Here is a 19,277-nt window from a genome sequence, read left to right on the forward strand (position 1 = left end):
AACTTAATGCCTTCCTATCACGATTTCAAAGAAATATGAGCCATACCGATAAAGAGCACTTCCAAGAGAACAGTCCCTTTTATTTCCCTTTAGAAGTTACCCCAAGAGAAGGTCAACTACCAATATCACGGGAAGACTATGAAAACAAGCCCAGTGGTGACATCTTTGGCAAAATACAGGATGCCGGGATGATGTGGAATCCTGAAGATGTAAATCAATCCGAATTCCTTATAATGAGTACTGCGGGAGGACTAAAAAACGGTGAAGAGACGCTGGCACTGGGCATGCACTCAGGACATTTTGAATTGGGAGATGCCGCAAAAGTTGCTGCAAGTGCTTTCAAAGACCTCTTTACCAAACCCTATTACGTATCAGTATCCGACCCTTGTGATGGACGTACTCAAGGCACTACAGGTATGATGAATTCATTGGCCTATCGTAATCATGCCGCCACAGTTTTAGGAGATTTAAGACGCTCTTTGCCTAATCGCAAAGGGGTAATGGGCATTGCTACTTGTGACAAAGGCCTACCGGCCATGATTATGGCATTGGCGAATGAAACAGATCTACCAACGATCATCATGCCCGGCGGAGTGACATTAATTGCCAAAGGAATCAAAGATTTAGGTTCGGTACAGGCTTTACCATCACTTGTTTCCCATAAAGAAATATCATTGGAAGAGGCACAATCCCATGGATGTGCTTCTTGTGGAACACCAGGTGGCGGTTGTCATTTTTTGGGAACAGCAGCCACCTCCCAAGTCGTAGCAGAAGCATTGGGCATGGCATTGCCACATTCGGCACTAGCACCCTCTGGAGGGAAGATCTGGTATGCCATTGCTAAAGATTCAGCCATTGCTCTAGTAAATCTCGCAAAAAACAATATATATACCAATCAGATCGTCACTAAAGATGCCATACACAATGCTATGGTCGTACATGCGGCTTTTGGCGGATCTACCAACCTCTTATTGCATATTCCCGCTATTGCTCATGCAGCGGGACTACCCACGCCTACTCGAGAAGAATGGGAAAATATTAACCGAGAAACGCCTAGATTAGTCAATGTGCTCCCAGCGGGAAAGTACTCCACAGCACACGTATATGCTGCCGGAGGCGTACCAGAGGTCATGATGCATTTGCGAAAATTAGGTCTACTCAAAGAAGACTGTCTCACAGTTACAGGTAAAACACTGGGCGAAAATTTGGATATCTGGGAGCAAGGCGGCAAAATGTTCATTTGGGAAGCAGAGAATAAAAGAAATAGACGGCAACAAGTACGATTTAATCTCCAGACATTTAATCCTGATGCGCATCCTGATAATGTGATACTATCTCCTAAAGATGCGAAGAGGGCCAATATGAAAAGCACCTTGACTTTCCCCTATGGTAATTTGGCGCCAGAAGGAGCTGTGATCAAAAGCGGTGCAATCGCTCCAGAAATGATTGATACTAACGGCATATACTACAAAAAAGGAGTTGCTAAAGTATTTGTCTCAGAAGCAAATGCCATTAAGGCAATTAATCTTGGAGAAGTAAAGCCAGGTCATATTGTAATATTGATCGGGGCAGGGCCAAGTGGCACCGGAATGGAAGAAACCTTCCAAGTAACGGGTGCTCTGAAACAATTATCCTTTGGAAAAGAGATAGCCCTGATTACCGACGGACGTTTTTCTGGCGTTTCCACAGGCGCATGTATAGGACATGTGGGTCCAGAGGCTCTCGTAGGAGGACCTATTGGCAAGGTTCAAGATGGAGATATCATTGAAATCAAAATTGATTGCGATAATCTAAATGGAAGTATAAATTTAATAGCCTCACACAGCAATCCCAATGCCGAACTAAGTGAAGCCGACATAGCACAATTATTTTCAAACAGATCACCACATCCACAACTTCGCCCACATCCAGAATTGCCCAATGATATTAGAATTTGGGCAGCCACGCAGAGCGGTATATGGGAAGGGTGTGTACAGGATGCTGATAGGATCTTAAAGATTGTGAAAGCAGGAATTGATGCTTTGAAATAAGAAAAAAAATAGAATTGAGTGGGTGCTCTGTCATCAAATGACAGAGTATGCAACCCAATATTAACTAGAATCGTGACTTTCATAACCGCTATTTCAGCTAGTCCTTTTATACCTATTCGGTCATATTAACTTTTGTATTGAGGGTCATCTAAAAACACCTCTAGATTTTCAAAAAATAGTTTTATATTGCAGTAGCATTAATAGTGCACACTCCCCCTACATTTTAGAAAAAAACAGCTATACGTACTAGCTACTATATGCATTGCTATTACGAAATAATCGTACGAGTAGATATAGCCAAATGTTGTTTTTCAATATAACCAACCAGTAACCGATGATAAAATTCTTTAGAAAATTAGACAAAACTTACTTTGAGAAGGAAAAACTGGAAAGTATTTTAGATACGCTATTGGAGAAATTGTGAATGCCAGAGAACTAAGAACATTAAAAACGATAGTTTAAGAATGACATTAGTAACAATCGAACCTTCTATGGAATTAGTAAAGTTTCAAGAGAATACTATAAATGCATTACAAAAGAAAATATTAGGGCAAAACACTCTAAATGAAATCATAGCCAACTATCTACAGGCTACGCTTTATATACTAAACGATAACCATTATTAAAACTAATCCTATGAAAGCAAAATTTGTAATTAAAATTATATCGCTTTTTGTAGCGCTTGTAAGCATAAGCTGCAAAAGTGATAGTAAAGAAGAAAAAAAAGAGATAGTACTTACCTCTGGAGTTTTAGGGGAATATATGGATACTTCTGTGAAGCCTGGCGATAATTTTACTGCTTTTGTTAATGGTACTTGGATGAAAGAAACTGAAATTCCTTCAGATAAATCTTCTTATGGTATTGGGTACATACTTCATGAAGAATCTGAAGATAATGTAAAGAAAATTATAGAAGGATCAGCAGACGGAGAATTGGAAAAAGGTACAGATGAACAAAAAGTACAAGATCTTTACAAGTCCTATATAGATCTTGAAACAAGAAATCAACTTGGTGTTTCTCCTTTGCAACCTGAATTTAATAAAGTTGATTCCATAAATAATTATGATGATTTGGCCTCCTATTTTGCTTATGCTAATAAATATGGTATTAGCGTACCATTGACTCTATTTGTATACCAAGATTTAAAAAACCCTACTATTTATACTGTATATACTTATCAAGGAGGTTTAGGATTGCCAGATCGTGAATATTACCTTAAAGATGATGATCGTTCCAAAGAGATTAGAGCAAAATATGTTGAACATATTAAGAAAATGTTTGATTTAGCAGGTTTACAAGCTGCTGAAAAAGCTGCTGTAAAAATAATGTCGATTGAAACAGCAATTGCCGAAAAGCACTTAGAAAAGGAAAAGACTAGAGATCTAGTTAGTTTGTATAATATGTTTCCAACGGATACGCTTTCTAACATAATGCCAAATTTTAATTGGACGGGCTACCTTAAAGAAGCTGGTATAAAAGATGAAAAAAATCTTGGGGTATTAATGCTGGAATACACAAAAGCTTTAGACAAAATCATCACATCCACTAGCATTGAAGATTGGAAAATCTATTTAAAATGGAGTGCCCTTAACACCTATGCCTCGCGTTTAAGTAAACCAATTACAGATCAAAATTTTGATTTCTATAGTAAAGAATTACGTGGTACACCAGAGCAAAGACCCTTATGGAGACGTGGCGTTTCAACTGTAAATGGCACTTTAGGAGAAGTGGTCGGTAAAATTTATGTGAAAAAACACTTTCCACCAGAGGCCAAAGAAAAAATGGAAACATTAGTGTCAAATCTTTTAGAAGCCTATGAACAAAGTATTAAGGAACTTGATTGGATGAGCGCTGATACCAAAAAAGAAGCCTTAGATAAGCTAAGCAAATTTAATCCCAAAATAGGGTATCCAGATAAATGGAAATCTTATGATATAAATATTAAGAGAGAGGACCTTTTTGGTAATTTGCAAAGAGCTGCTTTGATGGAATACAATCGTGAATTAGCGAAATTAGGCCAACCGATTGATAAAACCGAATGGGGTATGACACCTCAAACAGTGAATGCTTATTATAATCCAACATTAAATGAGATTGTATTTCCGGCTGCAATTTTACAACCTCCATTTTTCGATTTAAATGCTGAGGATGCCATAAATTATGGATCAATTGGAGCGGTTATTGGCCACGAAATAGGACATGGTTTTGATGATAAAGGAAGTACTTTTGATGGAGATGGTGCAATGAGAAACTGGTGGACAGAAAATGACCGAGAAGAATTTAAAAAACGAACTTCAGCTTTAGTATCTCAATATGATTCCTTTGAAGCTTTACCCGGTCTAAACGTGAATGGTGAGTTTACCCTAGGCGAGAATATAGGAGATCTTGGTGGTTTAAGCATCGCCTTAAAAGCATACAAAATTGCCTTGAATGGTAAGGAGTCGCCTGTTATGGATAATTACACAGGAGAGCAACGTGTATTTATCGGATATGCGCAATCTTGGAGAAATAAAATCAGAGATGAGGCCTTGCGAATGCAAATTAACACTGATCCTCATTCTCCAGCAAATTTTAGGGTTAACGGAGTGGTCAGTAATATTCCAGAGTTTTATACAGCCTTTAATGTTCAGAAAAGTGATTCCTTGTATTTAGCACCAGAAAAACGAGTTAAAATATGGTAATGTATTAAAGAATCATTGGCTTACAGCAGGTATAAAAAATTGCGAAAATATAAATTGAAGTAAATACTAATATGAGAATCTTAAAGAAGATAGGAAAATGGTTCTTGATTTTAATTGGAGTATTTATTGCTTTTATTTTAGTTGTTTTACTAGTAATCCGAATCAATAGTTCTGGAGAAGAAGAACCTTTTTTAGATGAAACGGGTAATGTGCTTCCCAATAGTATTACTACCCACGAGGATATGGTAATTAATGGTGCTCCCCAAAGAGTTACCATAAGAGGAAAAGACAAGAATAATCCCGTTTTACTAATAGTTCACGGAGGACCAGGAGCACCTATTTTACCTGTAATTTATAAACTCACAGGTGTCGATTTAGAAGATTTATTTACAGTCTGTTATTGGGACCAAAGAGGTTCTGGACTTGCATACAATGACAGTATACCCGATTCGTCCATTACCTTAAACCATATAGTAGATGATGGTTTAGAACTATCAAATCACTTAAAAAAAACTTTTAAAAAAGATAAAATTTACATCGAAGGTTTGTCGTGGGGAACAGCGGTAGCAGCTTATATGGTTCAAAAAAAACCTGAATTATATCACGCCTATATTGGTAGTGGTCTAATGGCGAATCTATCACTTTCAGAAGAGTTGTCTTATGAATTTGCGATGTCAGAAGCTCAAAAATATAATGATACCGTTTCAATCAATCAATTAAAACAAATTGGAAAACCACCATATGTCTCAAATTCAGAAAATACGGTAACTGAAGCCTTTGAAATAGAACGACAGATTGTAATGAAGTATGCACCGATAAAACTAGATACCAATTTTAATTTTATTAAAAGTATGTTTTTAGATAATGGCTTGACGTTTAGTGAGAAATTTACTGATATGATTAATAGTCCTGAAGCCTACTATCCTGCAGCAAAGATTTTAGAATCTACAGCAATTGATATGAATCTAATGCGTGATATTCCCGAATTGAAAGTGCCCGTTTACATATTACAAGGAGACAACGACCATTTTACCGAAACGTCCGTAGCAAAAGTGTATTTTGATTCGATTATTGCACCATCTAAGAAATGGTTTTTATTTGAAAATGGAACACACGGAGTTCAAATTGAATATCCAGAAAAATATCGTTCCATATATATCAATGAAATACTGAAAAATTGAACGCTAATGAGAACACCGCATATCCATTCAGCAGCCGTTCGCTACGCTTGTAGATTGTAATTAATTAACACAACCGCAAATGAGAAATAAAAAACGGAAATGCCTAAAACCGATAGTAGCAGGCACTAATTAACAACCAAAATCCTGACAACTGAACAAAACAACAAATTCCCGTAAAAAACATTTTACGGGAATTTGTATAATTTAATAAAGCGAAAATTGTTTAACAGCAACTTATGCTAGCAACAACTCTTTTAATTCTTTAGCTGCTTTAGCTGGATCTTCTGCTCCGTAGATGGCTGCTCCTGCAACGGCTACTGTAACACCAGACTCCTTAACTGCTGTAATACTACTTAGGTTTACACCACCGGCAATAGAAACTGAAACTCCGGCTGTCTTGGCTTCGTCTATCAAAACCTGAATTGAGTATCCTTCTTCTGCTTGCTCATCTAAACCTGCATGTAACTCAACAAATTCCGCTCCTAATGCAATAGCTTCTTGAGCACGTTTTACTCTGTCTTTAACACCAATAGTATCTACAACAACACCTTTGCCGTGTGCTTTTGCAGATTTTACTGCGCCTGCTATGGTAGAATCTCCTGTTGCTCCCAAAATGGTAATATAATCTGCTCCGGCACCAAAAGCCATATCCGCTTCCAATTCTCCTGCATCGGCAGTTTTAAAATCGGCTAGAACCAATTTATCAGGAAAAGCATCTTTCATCTTTCTAATTCCGGATAAACCTTCACTCTTAATAAGTGGTGTTCCCAATTCTATAATATCTATGTAAGGCGCTACTTTAGTTGCTAATGCAATTGCGTCTTCTATTTTTAATAAATCTATTGCTACTTGTAATTTTACCATAATCTTATATTTAAAATGTTCTCTATTATTTACCTATTATCATTTTGTAATACCTACTCCATATTGGCATGACGCTTCCATAAATCCGAAGCCGGACTACCATCTAATTCCCAAAGTGCTTGAATAAGCGCATCCATAACCAATAAAAGCGACTGCTCAAAAAGACTGCCTGCGTATTGTTTGGAAACATCCTCGTCTCTTTCCTGCTTTTGTGCAGCAGGTATCTTAACCGTGTGGTTTGCCAATAATGCCAATGGAGAGTCCATATTGGTCGTAAAGCACACAACCCCTGCTCCTACTATTTTTGCGGTTTCCGCTGCTCCAACAATTCCGCCAGTGGTTCCAGAGCCGGAACCGGCAATTAGCACATCTCCTTTTCGTATGGCAGGTGATGTTGTTTCGCCAACCACATGAACTTTATATCCTAAATGCATGAATCGCATTGCTGCTGCTTTCATCATGAGTCCGGTACGTCCTGCTCCCATAATAAAAATATGTTCGGCTTCTGTTATTACCGCAATTAAAGGGGCTATATCCTCATATTGGATAGCTTTTACCAGTTTCAGGTGTTCTTCCATAATGGTGTTCATGGCACGCTTAACTAGTTCAGTATCCTTTTTTTTTAGTGTATTTTCCATATCTAAATCGACTTTAAATCTTTTGGTCATTAAAACCTAGTACAAAATTAGAGAGGCTTCTTCCGGTAGAGTTACACAATCTGATAGATGTCTGGTACAATCTGCCCATACCGACTTTTTAGATGGTGTTATTAGCTATTTTTGTGGTATATTTTGGAAACGGGTAGTTTTCTAGTCGATTATATCGATTATAAAATACGTTACGAATTCAATCAAAAAAACAAGTATTATGCTCAGTGATAAAGTTTTATATATAAGAGATTTGGGCAACTGCCCTCCAGCCTATTTAAACGATCCCGCACGAAGAGATTTCTTTGAAATTGTATGGCTACGAAACGAAGATGCGCTTCATGTTCCTCAGCATGATTTCCAAACCTTAAAAGGAGATTGGATTTATTTGATTCCGCCATACAGAGTGCACCAGTTAAACAAAGCCGGGAAAAATGGTGTATTGATTTCCTTTAAACAGGAACTCTTGGAAGGAGATTTAAAAGAGTTCTTATTGGATGTTTTTAGAATGTTCAATATACAAGGTGAATTTTCTTGTCTGCAGGTAAATGAGGAGAGCTCAAAAGGATTGGTTTCCGTTCTTCAGCTTTTGGAGCAAGAATACAATCAAGAAACTATTAATTTAATAATGATGAAAGCCCTTTTAAAAGTGTTTTTATTAAAGCTGATACAACTAAAAGAACAACACTTTACATTACAAGATATTAACGAAAAGCGGGTTTATGAGTTTATGCTTTTGCTTGAAAAGAATTATCAAAATGAGAGAAATGCCGATTTTTATGCTGGGAAACTAGGCATTAGCGCAAAGCGATTAAATCAAATATTAAAAGAAAAACTAGACAAAACAGGCGTGCAACTTATTCACGACCGTCTTATACTGGAAGCAAAAAGGCAAATTATACATAGTGAGAACACTATTAAAGAAATAGCCTATAATCTAGGTTTTAAGGATCACTCCTACTTTAGCCGATTTTTTAAATTGCATGCTGAACAGACTCCCCAAGAATTTCAAAACAATGTAAAGAAACATGTCATTTCACACGATAACACTTTGTATAGTTAGGGTAACTTTGAATTGAATTACATTTTTGAATAGGAAAGATCTCTTTTAAGAAATACATCTCAACTCTAAGCTAAAATACTAGTAAAGCTTAGGTTCAACAAAAAAATTAAGAACGAAAATTGATAGAGGATTTTAAAAATATTGCATATCTGAAGTCTGGAAACGAGAGACAAAAACTCGCCTATGCTGAAATTAAGGCAATTGAAATTTTAGAGAAACTCAAGGAGTACACCCCCATTTTAACCGGAACTATCCCAATCGGGATTGACCTACCTGAAAGCGATTTAGACATCATTTGCTATTGCAAAGACCATTTGTCTTTTAGTGCTTTCTTGCAACAAGAATTCTCGCATAAGCAAGGTTTTAAAGTTTACGCAACAACTCAAAACCATACTATATGTACCATTGCAGAATTTAAATCAGGAAGTTTTCTATTTGAAATTTTCGGACAAAGCATACCAACCGAACGGCAAAATGCTTGTCGTCATATGATTATTGAAAACCGAATTTTACTAGAAAAAGGGGCTGAGTTTAAGGAAGAAATTATAGCGTTAAAATCCCGTGGTATAAAAACCGAACCTGCATTTGCTAAACTATTGGGCCTAAACGGGAATCCGTATGTTGAATTATTAAAGCTGGGTAACAAACATAGCGCTCAATAGAATTATTATAGACTTAAGCTTAATGGAAAATATAAGGTGAATCTAATTTACGCCTCCCTATTCCATATCCGAATCTGTATCACTCTTAGGTTGAATAACCATACTAAAAGAAGGTTCAGTTTCGGTAATACTACCCGCGCCCTTTCTATTGACTTTAAAAAGGACATCCTTTTTTGTAGAAAATAATATAACAGAAAAGAAATGACTTTTAAGATGAGATTTCAACACTTCAAAAGCTTCATCTAAAGTAAGTTCTTCCTCCCTATCTTCGGTGTCTTTAGATCTATAACGAAATTTTAATAAGACTTTAAAACCATCTTTAGAATAGACTGGTCTAAGAAAGATATTTTTAAGATTAGGTTTCCCAATAGTCTTTGCCATAGTTAATTTGGCAAAGCTGCCTTCTTCAACACTTTCTTTTACCTGATTCCAGAATTGAACAAATACATCTTGATAAGGCATAAACTATAAAGTATTAAGGTGATTTTTTTAGTGGTTCAAAAATAATACTATTTATTCAATTCGTAATCGCTTGTCAATTGGCTCTATGCTAAATCCTCACGAGATAAAAAGCCTTTGTTCAATTCTTTGAAACCTAAAAAAAGGACGATTTAAAAACCGCCCTTTTCAAGTTTTATGTCATAAATTAACTTACACCCGCACGATACCCATATCGCCTAAGTCCAAAGGAATTTTCGTTCCTCCCTCTTTAATCGATTTATAAATGGCCTCCACAATAATCATATCTCGTTTGCCCATTTCACCAGGAGCATAGTTTGTTGTTCCTAACATAATGTGCTTTGCAAAATCATCCATCTGGAGCTTTTGCATACTTTGATGAGGGAACTTTATTTCATTTCCGTCTGATGTACGTCCGCTTAAAGGTCCATAACTGTGGCATGGGTTTAGCTCTGCCCATCCTTTTTCAAAAGAAACAAAAAGTCGGTTTGCATTGGCGTTATGCGAAGTATACAAATTACCTACTACGCCATTTGGGAATTCCATCTGGGCGGTAATAGTTTCATCCGTATCTTTAAAATACTCAGGTCTTGAACTAAATTCCTGAGCAGAAACCGAAATAGGATTTTGCCCAGTTCCGTATATATTACTCTGTATAGAATATACGCCCATATTCATTAAAGCGCCACCTCCGGAAAGTGCATGGTTCAATCTCCACTGGTCTGGGTTTCCTCCAGATATATATCCCGCATCAGAAGATACGTAACGTACATCTCCATAAGGCTTCTCTTTTACCAAGCGCTTAATTTCTTTGGTATATGGGTCAGATTGCATGCGGTAACCCACAGCCAATTTTACACCAGCTTCGTTACACGCATGAATTATAGAATCGCATTCTTCTACACTCACTGCCATTGGTTTTTCGCAGATTACATGTTTACCGGCTTTTGCCGCACGAATACAAAACTCTGCATGCATGCTATTCGGAAGCACTACGTAAACAATATCAATATCCTTGTTTTTAGCAATGGAATCAAAGTTCTCATAGTTGTACACATTCTTTTTAGGTATGTTGTACTTCTCCATCCACTCCTTTTCTTTTGCCGGAGTTCCTGTAACAATTCCTGCCAAATAACAATTTTCTGCATCTTGTAATCCTGGTGCCAATTGTCCGCTACTATAGCCACCCAACCCAACGAGCGCTATACCCAGTTTCTTTTTATCTTTTCCTGAAGAAAATCCATATCCCAAACCAATACTGCCCAAAAGAGCAGTCCCGGTTATACCTTGTGATAGTTTTGTATTAAAGCTTCTTCTTGATATATTTTTCATTGTGTGTTCCTTTAAAAATTTCCTCTCCTAAAATACATATAAATTAGATTCCTCTTCTTACATCCTTTAAAATCGACTTCAAAATAGTAGCTGATTTGTAACTTTTATGCTAAAACCTATACATATAAGTAAACTACCTCGTGGCAAGCCCACAAGGCATTAGAAGGAATACACTTTGATTTCGAAGAAAGTCTCGGAGCATTTAATCTCGATTATCGAGTAAAACTAAATTATGGCAGGTGAAGGATTCATGGCGCATGCCATAAGCAGTTTAAAGCAAAATAGGGCTCTTCTTAAGAAACGTAAATTCAAAGACTTACGAGAACTTTATAAAAATGGAGTAAGTAAAACCGAGGTTGAATTTAAAAAGCTAGATGCTAAAGAATGGGCCGTGCTTAAGCAAAGCATTAAAAAACAGCATCAAAATAATCTCCGTATTGAACTAATGATATATATCTTATCATTGGTAATAACATTTTGTATTCTCTACTATATATATTGGTTCATCGTTAATTAACGACTGCTCAATTAATTTTTATCTTTCCGGTTGAAAGGCTACCTTTATAAACAGTTAATCTTCAAAATTAATGGCGGCAAAACCTTCTAAATCTCTTAAGAATTTATCTATAATTCACCTTGCACTTGTAGGTGCCATCCTTGCCTTTGGGGTTTTTAAATTTGTTAGTAACGGCACTTTCATAGCCAATGCAGACCCCAATGATATCTTCATTTACGTGATACCCGTAGTGGCTGCTTTTGGTTACTTTATGAGTCAATTTATGTTTAAAAAGCAATTACTAGCCATAGATAGAATAGATACCCTAACGTTAAAATTGGCCAAATACCAAGCTGCTTCTATTGTAAAATACGCGTTTATAGAAGGTCCTGCCTTTCTTGCCATAATTGCATATGGTTTTAATGGCAATGCCCTTTTCTTGGTTATTGCAATTTTCTTGGTGGTGTATCTTTTTATGCAAAAACCGAATCAAAAAAAGTTTATGGAAGATGTGCCCTTGACCATAGAAGACAAAAAAGAATTTAAGAACACCAATATATAATTACCAAAGAGAATGAAAATTAAACCAACATTACTTGCTTTATTAATGGGACTAGGAATAATTAATGGAATAAAGGGACAGGATTGGCCAAATTTAAGTCAGTTTCAAGAGGACAACGCCAAGCTGGCAAAACCAACCGCTAATGAAAACCGGGTCGTTTTTATGGGGAATTCCATTACTATTGGATGGATTAATTCCCGACCGGAGTTTTTTGCAGACAAGCCCTATGTGAACCGAGGAATCAGCGGACAGACTACACCGCAAATGCTTGTTCGTTTTAGACCAGACGTCATTAACCTTGAGCCTAAGGTAGTGGTCTTATTGGCGGGTACCAATGACATAGCCGGAAACACGGGGCCGTCAACCTTAGAAATGATAATGGATAACATTAAATCCATGGCAGATATAGCAACGGCAAACGACATAAAAGTGATTTTATCCTCTACCCTGCCCGCTTACAAATATCCATGGAAACCTGAGATGCAGCCCGCTCAAAAAATTGTTGATCTAAACAAAATGATTAAAGCGTACGCCGAAGAAAAAGGTCATATTTATCTTGACTATTTTTCTACTATGGCAGATGAACGTAACGGATTGCCAAAAAAATATGCCAATGATGGCGTACACCCTACGGTTGAAGGGTACAAAATAATGGAACCTTTAGTAGAAAAGGCCATTGCCGAAGCTTTACAAAATTAAAAAAGTAGCATACCAATTCTAAAATAGAACTTTAGCATAAAAAGTGATTTCTGTTTTTATGCATATCTTCGATAGTGATTCTATTTTGATTATCATTCTATAACCCTGCGAATGCAAGAAACAGTACAAGATTCCGGTTCAAAAGATTCCAAGAACCAACCCAGTACATACGATTCTATAATCATAGGTTCTGGAGCGGGTGGCTTGGCTACGGCTATTTGTTTGGCTAGAGCTGGCAAAAAAGTTTTGGTGCTAGAGCAACATGACGTTCCTGGTGGTTGGTGCCATAGTTTTTACCTAAACGGACACCGATTTACCCCTGGCGTTCATTACGTTGGGCTTATGGCTGAAGGTGAGGCTACCAATGATTTGTACAGAGGTTTGGGTATTGCTAACGAGCTTGTGTTTTTTAGAATGAATCCCGATGCGTACGAACATGTTCGTATTGGTAAAGAACGATTTGATTTCCCTGCTAATTTCGACCTACTTATAGAACGACTTTCAGCTCGTTTCCCTGAAGATAAAAAACAGATTCACAAATACCTTAACCTAATTAGAAAAGTAAGTGAAGAGCTTTACTCTCTACCTTACTTTAAAGGATTCTGGCAAAAATTGACCATTCCTTTTAAGACCAAACATTTTGGTAAATATGGGATGTTTAGTGTCCGAAAAGTGATTGGGTGGCATATCAAAAATCCACTTTTAAAAAACATATTGAACATACAGTGTGGTGATCACGGTGTTCAGCCAAAAAAAGTCCCTTTTGTATTGCATAGTGCATTAATGTACCACTATTTTCAAGGTGGCTATTATCCCATGGGTGGCGGAGGTGCGCTTATAAAAGCTATGACCAATACACTTAAAAAACATGGAGGAGAACTACGCACTAGTACAGCCGTTACCAAAATAATTCTGGAAGGCGACCAAAGTAAAAAAGCCGTTGGGGTGGTTCTGGAAAACGGACAAAAACTTTATGCGGATACTATTGTTTCCAATGCAGATGTAGGTATTACGTATAATGATTTGGTAGGAAGAGAAAATTTAAGTTCTAAATTTCAGCAGAAGCTAGCAAAAACAAAATATTCCAGCACCTCATTAATGTTGTTTTTGATTGTTGATATGGATTTGCGAAAAGCTGGTCTAGACTCTGGTAATATTTGGATGATGCCAAATAAAGATACGGATGAGTTTTATGACGGCATGCTAGAGTCGGACATTTCAAAAGGAGATGCTTTTGAAGGAATGTTCATTAGCTGTACCACTTTAAAAGACCCCTCTAGTTTTGATGGAAAACATCATAGCATAGAGGCAATTACTCTGGTTGACTATAAGGCTTTTGAAAAGTTTAAAGATGAAAATCAGGAGCGTTCGCAAGAATACTTGGATTTCAAAGAATTGTTGATGCAAAAAATGATAAACGGATTAGAAAATGCTATTCCGGGTATTAGCAAGCATATCATTCAAAAAGACTTGGGAACGCCATTGACAAATAAGTACTACGTAAACACCACGGACGGTAATATCTACGGAACCGAAAAAAGCCTGAAACATATTGGCCCGTTTGCCTATAAGGCAAAAAGTGAAATTGAAAACCTGTATTTATGTGGTGCCAGTATCCTTTCTCATGGTGTGGCAGGAGTTTCACATTCCGGTGTGGATACGGCAGCGCGAATTTTAGATTGTGACCCAGATGAGCTTAAAAAACCTCAGGAAGATCAGCACATACGAATTTACGAAGCTGAAGATGCCACAGATTATCCAGAATGGATGTTGAAAAAAATAGCGGTCAAAACTGCTAGGGCAAAAAATAAAAGCGAAGAGATTAATACATAAGGCGAAATTAGTAGATATTGATAAGGGATGGACCATGGAAATGGCCATCCCCTATTCAAACTTTGGTGAGCTTGGTAAAGTTGTTGCAATTAAACCCGGAAACAAATGGGCTTTTCTCGCTATTCGTCAAGACCGTAATGATGCCAATGGCAACAGACGGTCTACATCAACGTTATTTCCAATTTATGACATTTCAAAGAATGTGCATCAAGCCAACCGCTTTGGTTTAATGGAATTTGTTGAATAAAAAGTTTTTATTACCAGTTGGTAAATGAACCGTCTTTACGTCGTAATCTTGGTATTTCAATTGGTTTAAACGTCTGTTTTAGGGCCAATTCCTCATTGAACTCAACGCCAAGTCCAGGAGTATCCAATACAGGATAGGTTGGACCATTTAATATTGGTCTTACAGGGTAAAATTCCGGAGCATCCGTACCCATATATTGTGCCGGGGTATTCATTTCTTCCAACCATCCAAAATTAGGACAAGCTGCTGCCATATGAATGGAAGCCGCTGTACAAATAGGACCTAACGGGTTATGGGGCATCAAATCAATATAATGTGCTTCCGCCAAACTGGCCACTTTCATTGCCTCGGTAATTCCGCCTACGTTACAAATATCAATACGGGCATATTGCGTAAGATTCCTTTCTATAAAAGGCAAAAACTGCCACTTGCTTGAAAACTCTTCTCCTATAGTAAATGGAATATCAACCATTTTACGAAGGTTCTCATATGCTTCCGGATTTTCATCGCGGATAGGTTCCTCAATATAATCTAATGTTCCCGGAGGCATACGTTTTATAAACGAATACGTCTGTGCCGGAGTAAGTCTTGTATGGTAATCAATGCCTATGGTAATGGCCGTACCCACTTCTTTACGTAGGTCTGTACACCACTCGGCAATCGTAGCAATGGATTGTCTGGGTTCAAAAAGTTCTTTATCACCCTCAGCTTCAAACTCGGCAGGTGCCAAACGAAGCATGGTCCAACCTTCTTTAATACAGGTTTTAGAATACTCAAAAAGCTCTTCTTTTGTTCTAAAGCGTACCGAAGCAAAGCAATCTACATGATCCCGGTGTTTACCTCCTAGGAGCTCATATACAGGAACCCCAAGGGCTTTTCCCTTAATGTCATAAAGCGCAATATCAATAGCAGAGATGGCTGCTGTAAGTACACGTCCTCCTTCAAAATATTGTCCGCGGTACATTTCTTGCCAAAGCGCACCAATGTTTCGTGCGTCCTTTCCAATCAGAAACCCTTTAAAATGCTCAATTGCACCTATAACGGCCAATTCTCTACCAGAAAGACCAGAAGCTCCCCATCCATAAATACCGGAATCGGTTTCAACTTTAATGATAAGCTGGCTTCCAAAACCTGCATTAATAGGAAAAGTTTTAATAGCTGATATTCTCATAAAATGCCTATTTACTATGTTTAGTGTTTTATTATTTTTTTGGTACGATACGTTCTACTTTACCAACTATAAAGGTGTAAGATATAAATCCGAGCAATGCTATACCACCTATAAAGAAAAGCGCTGGACTAAAATCGCCATCTTCTACCAAATAGCCAATAACAATAGGTACAACTACTCCCGCTAGACCACCAATAAAGTTAAACGCCCCACCGGTAAGTCCTATTAATTTTTTAGGAGCCATAAGCGAAATAAATATCCACGCAATACTTGCTAAACCATTACCGAAAAAGGCTAGGGCCAAAAACAATATTACAAAGAAGGTATCATCTGTATAGTTTGCTCCTATAATACAAGTAGATAATAGCATACCAACGATAATTGGTGTCTTTCGTGCAATCTCTACGGAATAGCCTTTCTTAATCAAATAATCAGAAGAGAAACCAGATAAAAGCACTCCAAAGAAAGCTGCCAAAAATGGAATGGAAGCCAAGAAACCTGATTTCAAAAAATCAAGACCCCTGAATTCTACTAAGTATGTAGGAAACCAAGTAAGGAAAAATATCGTTGTAGCTCCCAAGCAAAATTGTCCTATATAAAGTCCCCAAAGTTTTCTATAAATAAACGCTTGTTTAAAGTCGTTCCATTCAAATTTCTTCTTGTCTTCTTTTTTTACATCATTTTTACCAACAAGTCCACCTCCCTTTTCAATATGATCTAATTCAGCTTTATTAATAGATTTATGATCTTGTGGATTTCGGTAGAAGAAATACCAAATTACAGCCCAAAGAAGACCAATAATACCAGAAATAATAAAAAGTCCCCTCCACCCAAAATAGCTTTGAATCGTAACCAAAACCGGAGTTAAAAACGCAAGTCCTAAAAATTGTCCAGAAGTATATATGGCAATTGCCGAAGCCCGTTCGTTTTCAGGAAACCATTTGGTAACCACTAAATTGTTGATAGGATAAGAAGGAGCTTCAAATATTCCAATACTAGCTCGTAAACCTATTAATGCGCCAAAAGAACTGACCATACCTTGTATAAGTGTTGCTACAGACCATAGGGCCATCATAACAGAATATAAAATACGAGTAGGAAGTTTATCCGCAACTATTCCACCTGGTATTTGTAAGCAAGCATACGTCCACGCAAATGCCGAAAAAACATAACCCATCTGCACATTACTTAGGCCTATATCCTCTTTCATGGCAAAAGCCGCCACGGAAATATTACTTCTGTCCAAATAATTAATAACCACGGTAATAAATACCATGCCCAGTATATTATAACGTTTACGCGTAGGATTTGCGACTTGATTTAAGTTGGTCATTTACTTAGTTGTATTATTTTTAAATTAAAGGTCGATTGTTATTCCGTTATTTTCTATGAAATGAGTAAGGCGAAATGTCCTACTTAAATTTAAAAAGTGTCAATATAACAATTAATAATTATATTCAAAAGTGTAGAAACAACAATTAATTTTTATTGGGACAAAAAAGTTGGTGCTAAAAAGAAACGACAACAGGCCGGAAAACCTGTTGCCGCTTACAAACAACTAACTCAACTAATTTATTCCCTTACCTTTAATAGGCAGGGTCTTGTGTTAACACTCCTTGTTGCAAATCTATTTGTGTTTGCGGTACAGGCCAATGATCATCTTGTCCGGCAGTATAAGTAGCCCCTTTTAACCATAGTATTTTTTCATCACTTAATTCTGACTGAAGATATTTATTGATGGTTGAATCATCAATACCCCATCTTACTAAATCTTGAAAACGCATTCCCTCTAAAGCAAATTCCAAACGCATTTCGTGATAAACAGCTTTTCTTGCATATTCTTGATTAGGAAACGAATCATATAAACCCAAGTTGTAATTAGCTGCAGGTTGATCTTCATCTATATCCAACTCATATCCACTTTCAAAAGTGGTGTTATTTATTTTACCCATTACTAAATCATCCTGGGCACGCTCGCGAATTTCATTTACCAAATCTTTTGCTAAACCAAGGTCGTTTTCTTCCATAGCAACTTCGGCTCTCCAAAGAATAACATGGCTTAATCTGAATATGCGTAAATTATTACCGTTAAGACCATTTGACCAAGTTGGACTTGAAATTGAGATAACTCCTTTATTTCTTTTGTAGAACATGATTTTCTTGTTCAAAAAAGGTCCCATACCAGTTTGATCTAACATCCAATCACTACCAGACATTGGGCCCCAATCCAAGAAGGGTATACCTCTTCTACCAATAGTCCAATCTACTCGTGGGTCCAAAGCCACATCTGTTGGCGTAAAAGGTTCAGTATCTAGGACACCATAATCTTCTAGTAATAAATCATCTTGGAAAGTATCAAACAATGGTAAACCATCTGCATCCGTTTTAAAAGCATTGAATAAATCAAAACTTGGTGCACTATACGAACAACAAGAGCCCACATCACTACCCCTAGGAAACAAAGTTCTATGATCAGCACCGCTATTAGCATCACCTGCACCATCATTAACTGTGTATTGAACCTCTAAAATACTCTCTGCATTGTTCTGCTTTTCTTCATCAAAGTTATCATAGTAATGATCCATTAACTGAAAAGGACCGTTATCTATAATATCATTTAAATAAGGTTTAGCCTCAGAAAATTCTTGTTGAAACATATGAACACGCGCTAAAAGAGCCTTTGCCGCCCAACGCGATGCTCGACCTATTTCTACCTCTTCTGCCATACCGTTATCAATACCCCATTTAAGGTCGGCTTCAATCATGTCCCAAACTTCTTCGCTGTTAGTTACTTCCTTCGCAACTACATCATCTGTGATATATGGTATTTTTTCAATCTTACTACGGAGTTGAAAATGGTACCAAGCTCGCAACCAACGCGCTTCTGCTTCAAGTTGAACAGCTACGGCAGGTTCTACATTCTCTCCCGCTTTTTTTAACACTCTAATTGCGTCATTTGATCTAGAAATTGCATCGTAATTTGCTGCCCACAATCCATCTAACCATGGGTTAGAAGCATCAGCTTCGTATCTTTCTATAAGGTTAATAGGGCTCCAGCCACCAGTTTGATCACCACGGTGCATATCATCGGAAGGAACATCTCCCCAAACCCAATTCATAGCAGATGCCTCTCCACTGCCACCTGCCTCTCCGGCAGAATATCCATCCAATCTAGAATACGCGCCAACAAGAAGAAGGTCTACCCCATTTTCGGTTGTCAATATTTCTTCGCTTACCGCTCCTTTTGGCTTTTCCTCAAGAAACTCCTCTCCACATGACCAAGAAAGGGCCATGACCGTAGCAAGCAATCCGGTTTTTATAAATATATTATTTTTCATCTTTTTCAATT

General features: G+C 37.3%; 18 protein-coding genes. 11 read left to right on the forward strand and 7 right to left on the reverse strand.

The window, feature by feature from the left end:
* The first annotated feature begins 35 nt into the window (after positions 1-35).
* From IWB64_RS18095 to IWB64_RS18110, 4 genes are all read left to right on the forward strand, one after another.
* Positions 36-2,030: a YjhG/YagF family D-xylonate dehydratase gene (locus IWB64_RS18095; protein ID WP_194535348.1), complete on the forward strand. Its 1,995-nt coding sequence runs from the start codon at positions 36-38 to the stop codon at positions 2,028-2,030.
* Between the two features lie 464 nt (positions 2,031-2,494).
* Positions 2,495-2,656 carry a hypothetical protein gene (locus tag IWB64_RS18100; protein WP_194535349.1) on the forward strand — a complete coding sequence of 54 codons (162 nt, stop codon included), beginning with the start codon at positions 2,495-2,497 and terminating at the stop codon, positions 2,654-2,656.
* Between the two features lie 10 nt (positions 2,657-2,666).
* Positions 2,667-4,712 carry a M13 family metallopeptidase gene (locus tag IWB64_RS18105; protein WP_194535350.1) on the forward strand — a complete coding sequence of 682 codons (2,046 nt, stop codon included), beginning with the start codon at positions 2,667-2,669 and terminating at the stop codon, positions 4,710-4,712.
* 71 nt (positions 4,713-4,783) lie between these two features.
* Positions 4,784-5,893 (forward strand): alpha/beta fold hydrolase, encoded by a 1,110-nt coding sequence (locus IWB64_RS18110; RefSeq protein WP_194535351.1) that lies wholly within the window; start codon positions 4,784-4,786, stop codon positions 5,891-5,893.
* Between the two features lie 234 nt (positions 5,894-6,127).
* Here IWB64_RS18110 and hxlA read toward each other — a convergent pair whose 3' ends face one another.
* Together hxlA and hxlB are read right to left on the reverse strand one after the other, a co-directional pair.
* The gene (hxlA, locus tag IWB64_RS18115; RefSeq protein ID WP_194535352.1) at positions 6,128-6,757 is read right to left on the reverse strand and encodes a 3-hexulose-6-phosphate synthase; all 630 of its coding nucleotides are present in this window, start codon (positions 6,755-6,757) and stop codon (positions 6,128-6,130) included.
* Positions 6,758-6,810: 53 nt separating this feature from the next.
* On the reverse strand, positions 6,811-7,395 hold the full coding sequence (hxlB, locus tag IWB64_RS18120) for a 6-phospho-3-hexuloisomerase (protein ID WP_194535353.1): 585 nt from the start codon (positions 7,393-7,395) through the stop codon (positions 6,811-6,813).
* 229 nt (positions 7,396-7,624) lie between these two features.
* Here hxlB and IWB64_RS18125 point away from each other — a divergent pair, with 229 nt between their 5' ends.
* Positions 7,625-8,467, forward strand: coding sequence for a helix-turn-helix domain-containing protein (locus IWB64_RS18125; RefSeq protein WP_194535354.1), 843 nt, complete (start codon positions 7,625-7,627; stop codon positions 8,465-8,467).
* A gap of 119 nt (positions 8,468-8,586) precedes the next feature.
* Entirely contained in the window at positions 8,587-9,129 is a 543-nt protein-coding gene (locus IWB64_RS18130; protein ID WP_226975934.1) for a DUF4269 domain-containing protein, read from the forward strand.
* A gap of 57 nt (positions 9,130-9,186) precedes the next feature.
* On the opposite strand, the gene IWB64_RS18135 is transcribed toward IWB64_RS18130, so the two are convergent.
* Positions 9,187-9,591, reverse strand: coding sequence for a hypothetical protein (locus IWB64_RS18135; protein WP_194535355.1), 405 nt, complete (start codon positions 9,589-9,591; stop codon positions 9,187-9,189).
* 189 nt (positions 9,592-9,780) lie between these two features.
* A complete protein-coding gene (locus IWB64_RS18140) occupies positions 9,781-10,920 on the reverse strand; it encodes a Gfo/Idh/MocA family protein (RefSeq protein WP_194535356.1) in 1,140 nt (379 codons plus the stop codon).
* 232 nt (positions 10,921-11,152) lie between these two features.
* Here IWB64_RS18140 and IWB64_RS18145 point away from each other — a divergent pair, with 232 nt between their 5' ends.
* From IWB64_RS18145 to IWB64_RS18165, 5 genes are all read left to right on the forward strand, one after another.
* The gene (locus tag IWB64_RS18145) at positions 11,153-11,437 is read left to right on the forward strand and encodes a hypothetical protein (RefSeq protein ID WP_194535357.1); all 285 of its coding nucleotides are present in this window, start codon (positions 11,153-11,155) and stop codon (positions 11,435-11,437) included.
* 70 nt (positions 11,438-11,507) lie between these two features.
* Complete coding sequence (locus IWB64_RS18150; protein WP_194535358.1) at positions 11,508-11,978, forward strand: hypothetical protein; 471 nt, start codon at positions 11,508-11,510, stop codon at positions 11,976-11,978.
* Positions 11,979-11,990: 12 nt separating this feature from the next.
* Complete coding sequence (locus IWB64_RS18155; RefSeq protein WP_194535359.1) at positions 11,991-12,677, forward strand: SGNH/GDSL hydrolase family protein; 687 nt, start codon at positions 11,991-11,993, stop codon at positions 12,675-12,677.
* A 111-nt stretch (positions 12,678-12,788) separates the two neighbouring features.
* Entirely contained in the window at positions 12,789-14,510 is a 1,722-nt protein-coding gene (locus IWB64_RS18160; RefSeq protein WP_194535360.1) for a phytoene desaturase family protein, read from the forward strand.
* Between the two features lie 34 nt (positions 14,511-14,544).
* Complete coding sequence (locus tag IWB64_RS18165; RefSeq protein WP_194535361.1) at positions 14,545-14,757, forward strand: hypothetical protein; 213 nt, start codon at positions 14,545-14,547, stop codon at positions 14,755-14,757.
* Positions 14,758-14,767: 10 nt separating this feature from the next.
* Here the strand turns inward: IWB64_RS18165 and IWB64_RS18170 are convergent, their stop codons facing one another.
* The 3 genes from IWB64_RS18170 to IWB64_RS18180 form a co-directional block, all read right to left on the reverse strand.
* Positions 14,768-15,928: a mandelate racemase/muconate lactonizing enzyme family protein gene (locus IWB64_RS18170; protein ID WP_194535362.1), complete on the reverse strand. Its 1,161-nt coding sequence runs from the start codon at positions 15,926-15,928 to the stop codon at positions 14,768-14,770.
* A gap of 31 nt (positions 15,929-15,959) precedes the next feature.
* Positions 15,960-17,261, reverse strand: coding sequence for an MFS transporter (locus tag IWB64_RS18175; protein WP_194535363.1), 1,302 nt, complete (start codon positions 17,259-17,261; stop codon positions 15,960-15,962).
* A gap of 253 nt (positions 17,262-17,514) precedes the next feature.
* Positions 17,515-19,266 carry a RagB/SusD family nutrient uptake outer membrane protein gene (locus IWB64_RS18180; RefSeq protein ID WP_194535364.1) on the reverse strand — a complete coding sequence of 584 codons (1,752 nt, stop codon included), beginning with the start codon at positions 19,264-19,266 and terminating at the stop codon, positions 17,515-17,517.
* Positions 19,267-19,277: the final 11 nt, after the last annotated feature.

Origin of the sequence: Zobellia nedashkovskayae, from assembly GCF_015330125.1 — a bacterium.
GTDB classification, from domain to species: Bacteria; Bacteroidota; Bacteroidia; order Flavobacteriales; family Flavobacteriaceae; genus Zobellia; species Zobellia nedashkovskayae.

Coding starts and splice junctions, on each gene's coding strand:
- IWB64_RS18105 (WP_194535350.1), top strand. CDS start 2,667: ATGAAAGCAAAATTTGTAATTAAAATTATATCGCTTTTTGTAGCGCTT.
- hxlA (WP_194535352.1), bottom strand. CDS start 6,757: ATGGTAAAATTACAAGTAGCAATAGATTTATTAAAAATAGAAGACGCA.
- IWB64_RS18150 (WP_194535358.1), top strand. CDS start 11,508: ATGGCGGCAAAACCTTCTAAATCTCTTAAGAATTTATCTATAATTCAC.
- IWB64_RS18180 (WP_194535364.1), bottom strand. CDS start 19,266: ATGAAAAATAATATATTTATAAAAACCGGATTGCTTGCTACGGTCATG.
- IWB64_RS18160 (WP_194535360.1), top strand. CDS start 12,789: ATGCAAGAAACAGTACAAGATTCCGGTTCAAAAGATTCCAAGAACCAA.
- IWB64_RS18125 (WP_194535354.1), top strand. CDS start 7,625: ATGCTCAGTGATAAAGTTTTATATATAAGAGATTTGGGCAACTGCCCT.
- IWB64_RS18175 (WP_194535363.1), bottom strand. CDS start 17,261: ATGACCAACTTAAATCAAGTCGCAAATCCTACGCGTAAACGTTATAAT.
- IWB64_RS18135 (WP_194535355.1), bottom strand. CDS start 9,591: ATGCCTTATCAAGATGTATTTGTTCAATTCTGGAATCAGGTAAAAGAA.
- IWB64_RS18095 (WP_194535348.1), top strand. CDS start 36: ATGAGCCATACCGATAAAGAGCACTTCCAAGAGAACAGTCCCTTTTAT.
- IWB64_RS18100 (WP_194535349.1), top strand. CDS start 2,495: ATGACATTAGTAACAATCGAACCTTCTATGGAATTAGTAAAGTTTCAA.
- hxlB (WP_194535353.1), bottom strand. CDS start 7,395: ATGGAAAATACACTAAAAAAAAAGGATACTGAACTAGTTAAGCGTGCC.
- IWB64_RS18140 (WP_194535356.1), bottom strand. CDS start 10,920: ATGAAAAATATATCAAGAAGAAGCTTTAATACAAAACTATCACAAGGT.
- IWB64_RS18155 (WP_194535359.1), top strand. CDS start 11,991: ATGAAAATTAAACCAACATTACTTGCTTTATTAATGGGACTAGGAATA.
- IWB64_RS18165 (WP_194535361.1), top strand. CDS start 14,545: ATGGAAATGGCCATCCCCTATTCAAACTTTGGTGAGCTTGGTAAAGTT.
- IWB64_RS18145 (WP_194535357.1), top strand. CDS start 11,153: ATGGCAGGTGAAGGATTCATGGCGCATGCCATAAGCAGTTTAAAGCAA.
- IWB64_RS18110 (WP_194535351.1), top strand. CDS start 4,784: ATGAGAATCTTAAAGAAGATAGGAAAATGGTTCTTGATTTTAATTGGA.
- IWB64_RS18170 (WP_194535362.1), bottom strand. CDS start 15,928: ATGAGAATATCAGCTATTAAAACTTTTCCTATTAATGCAGGTTTTGGA.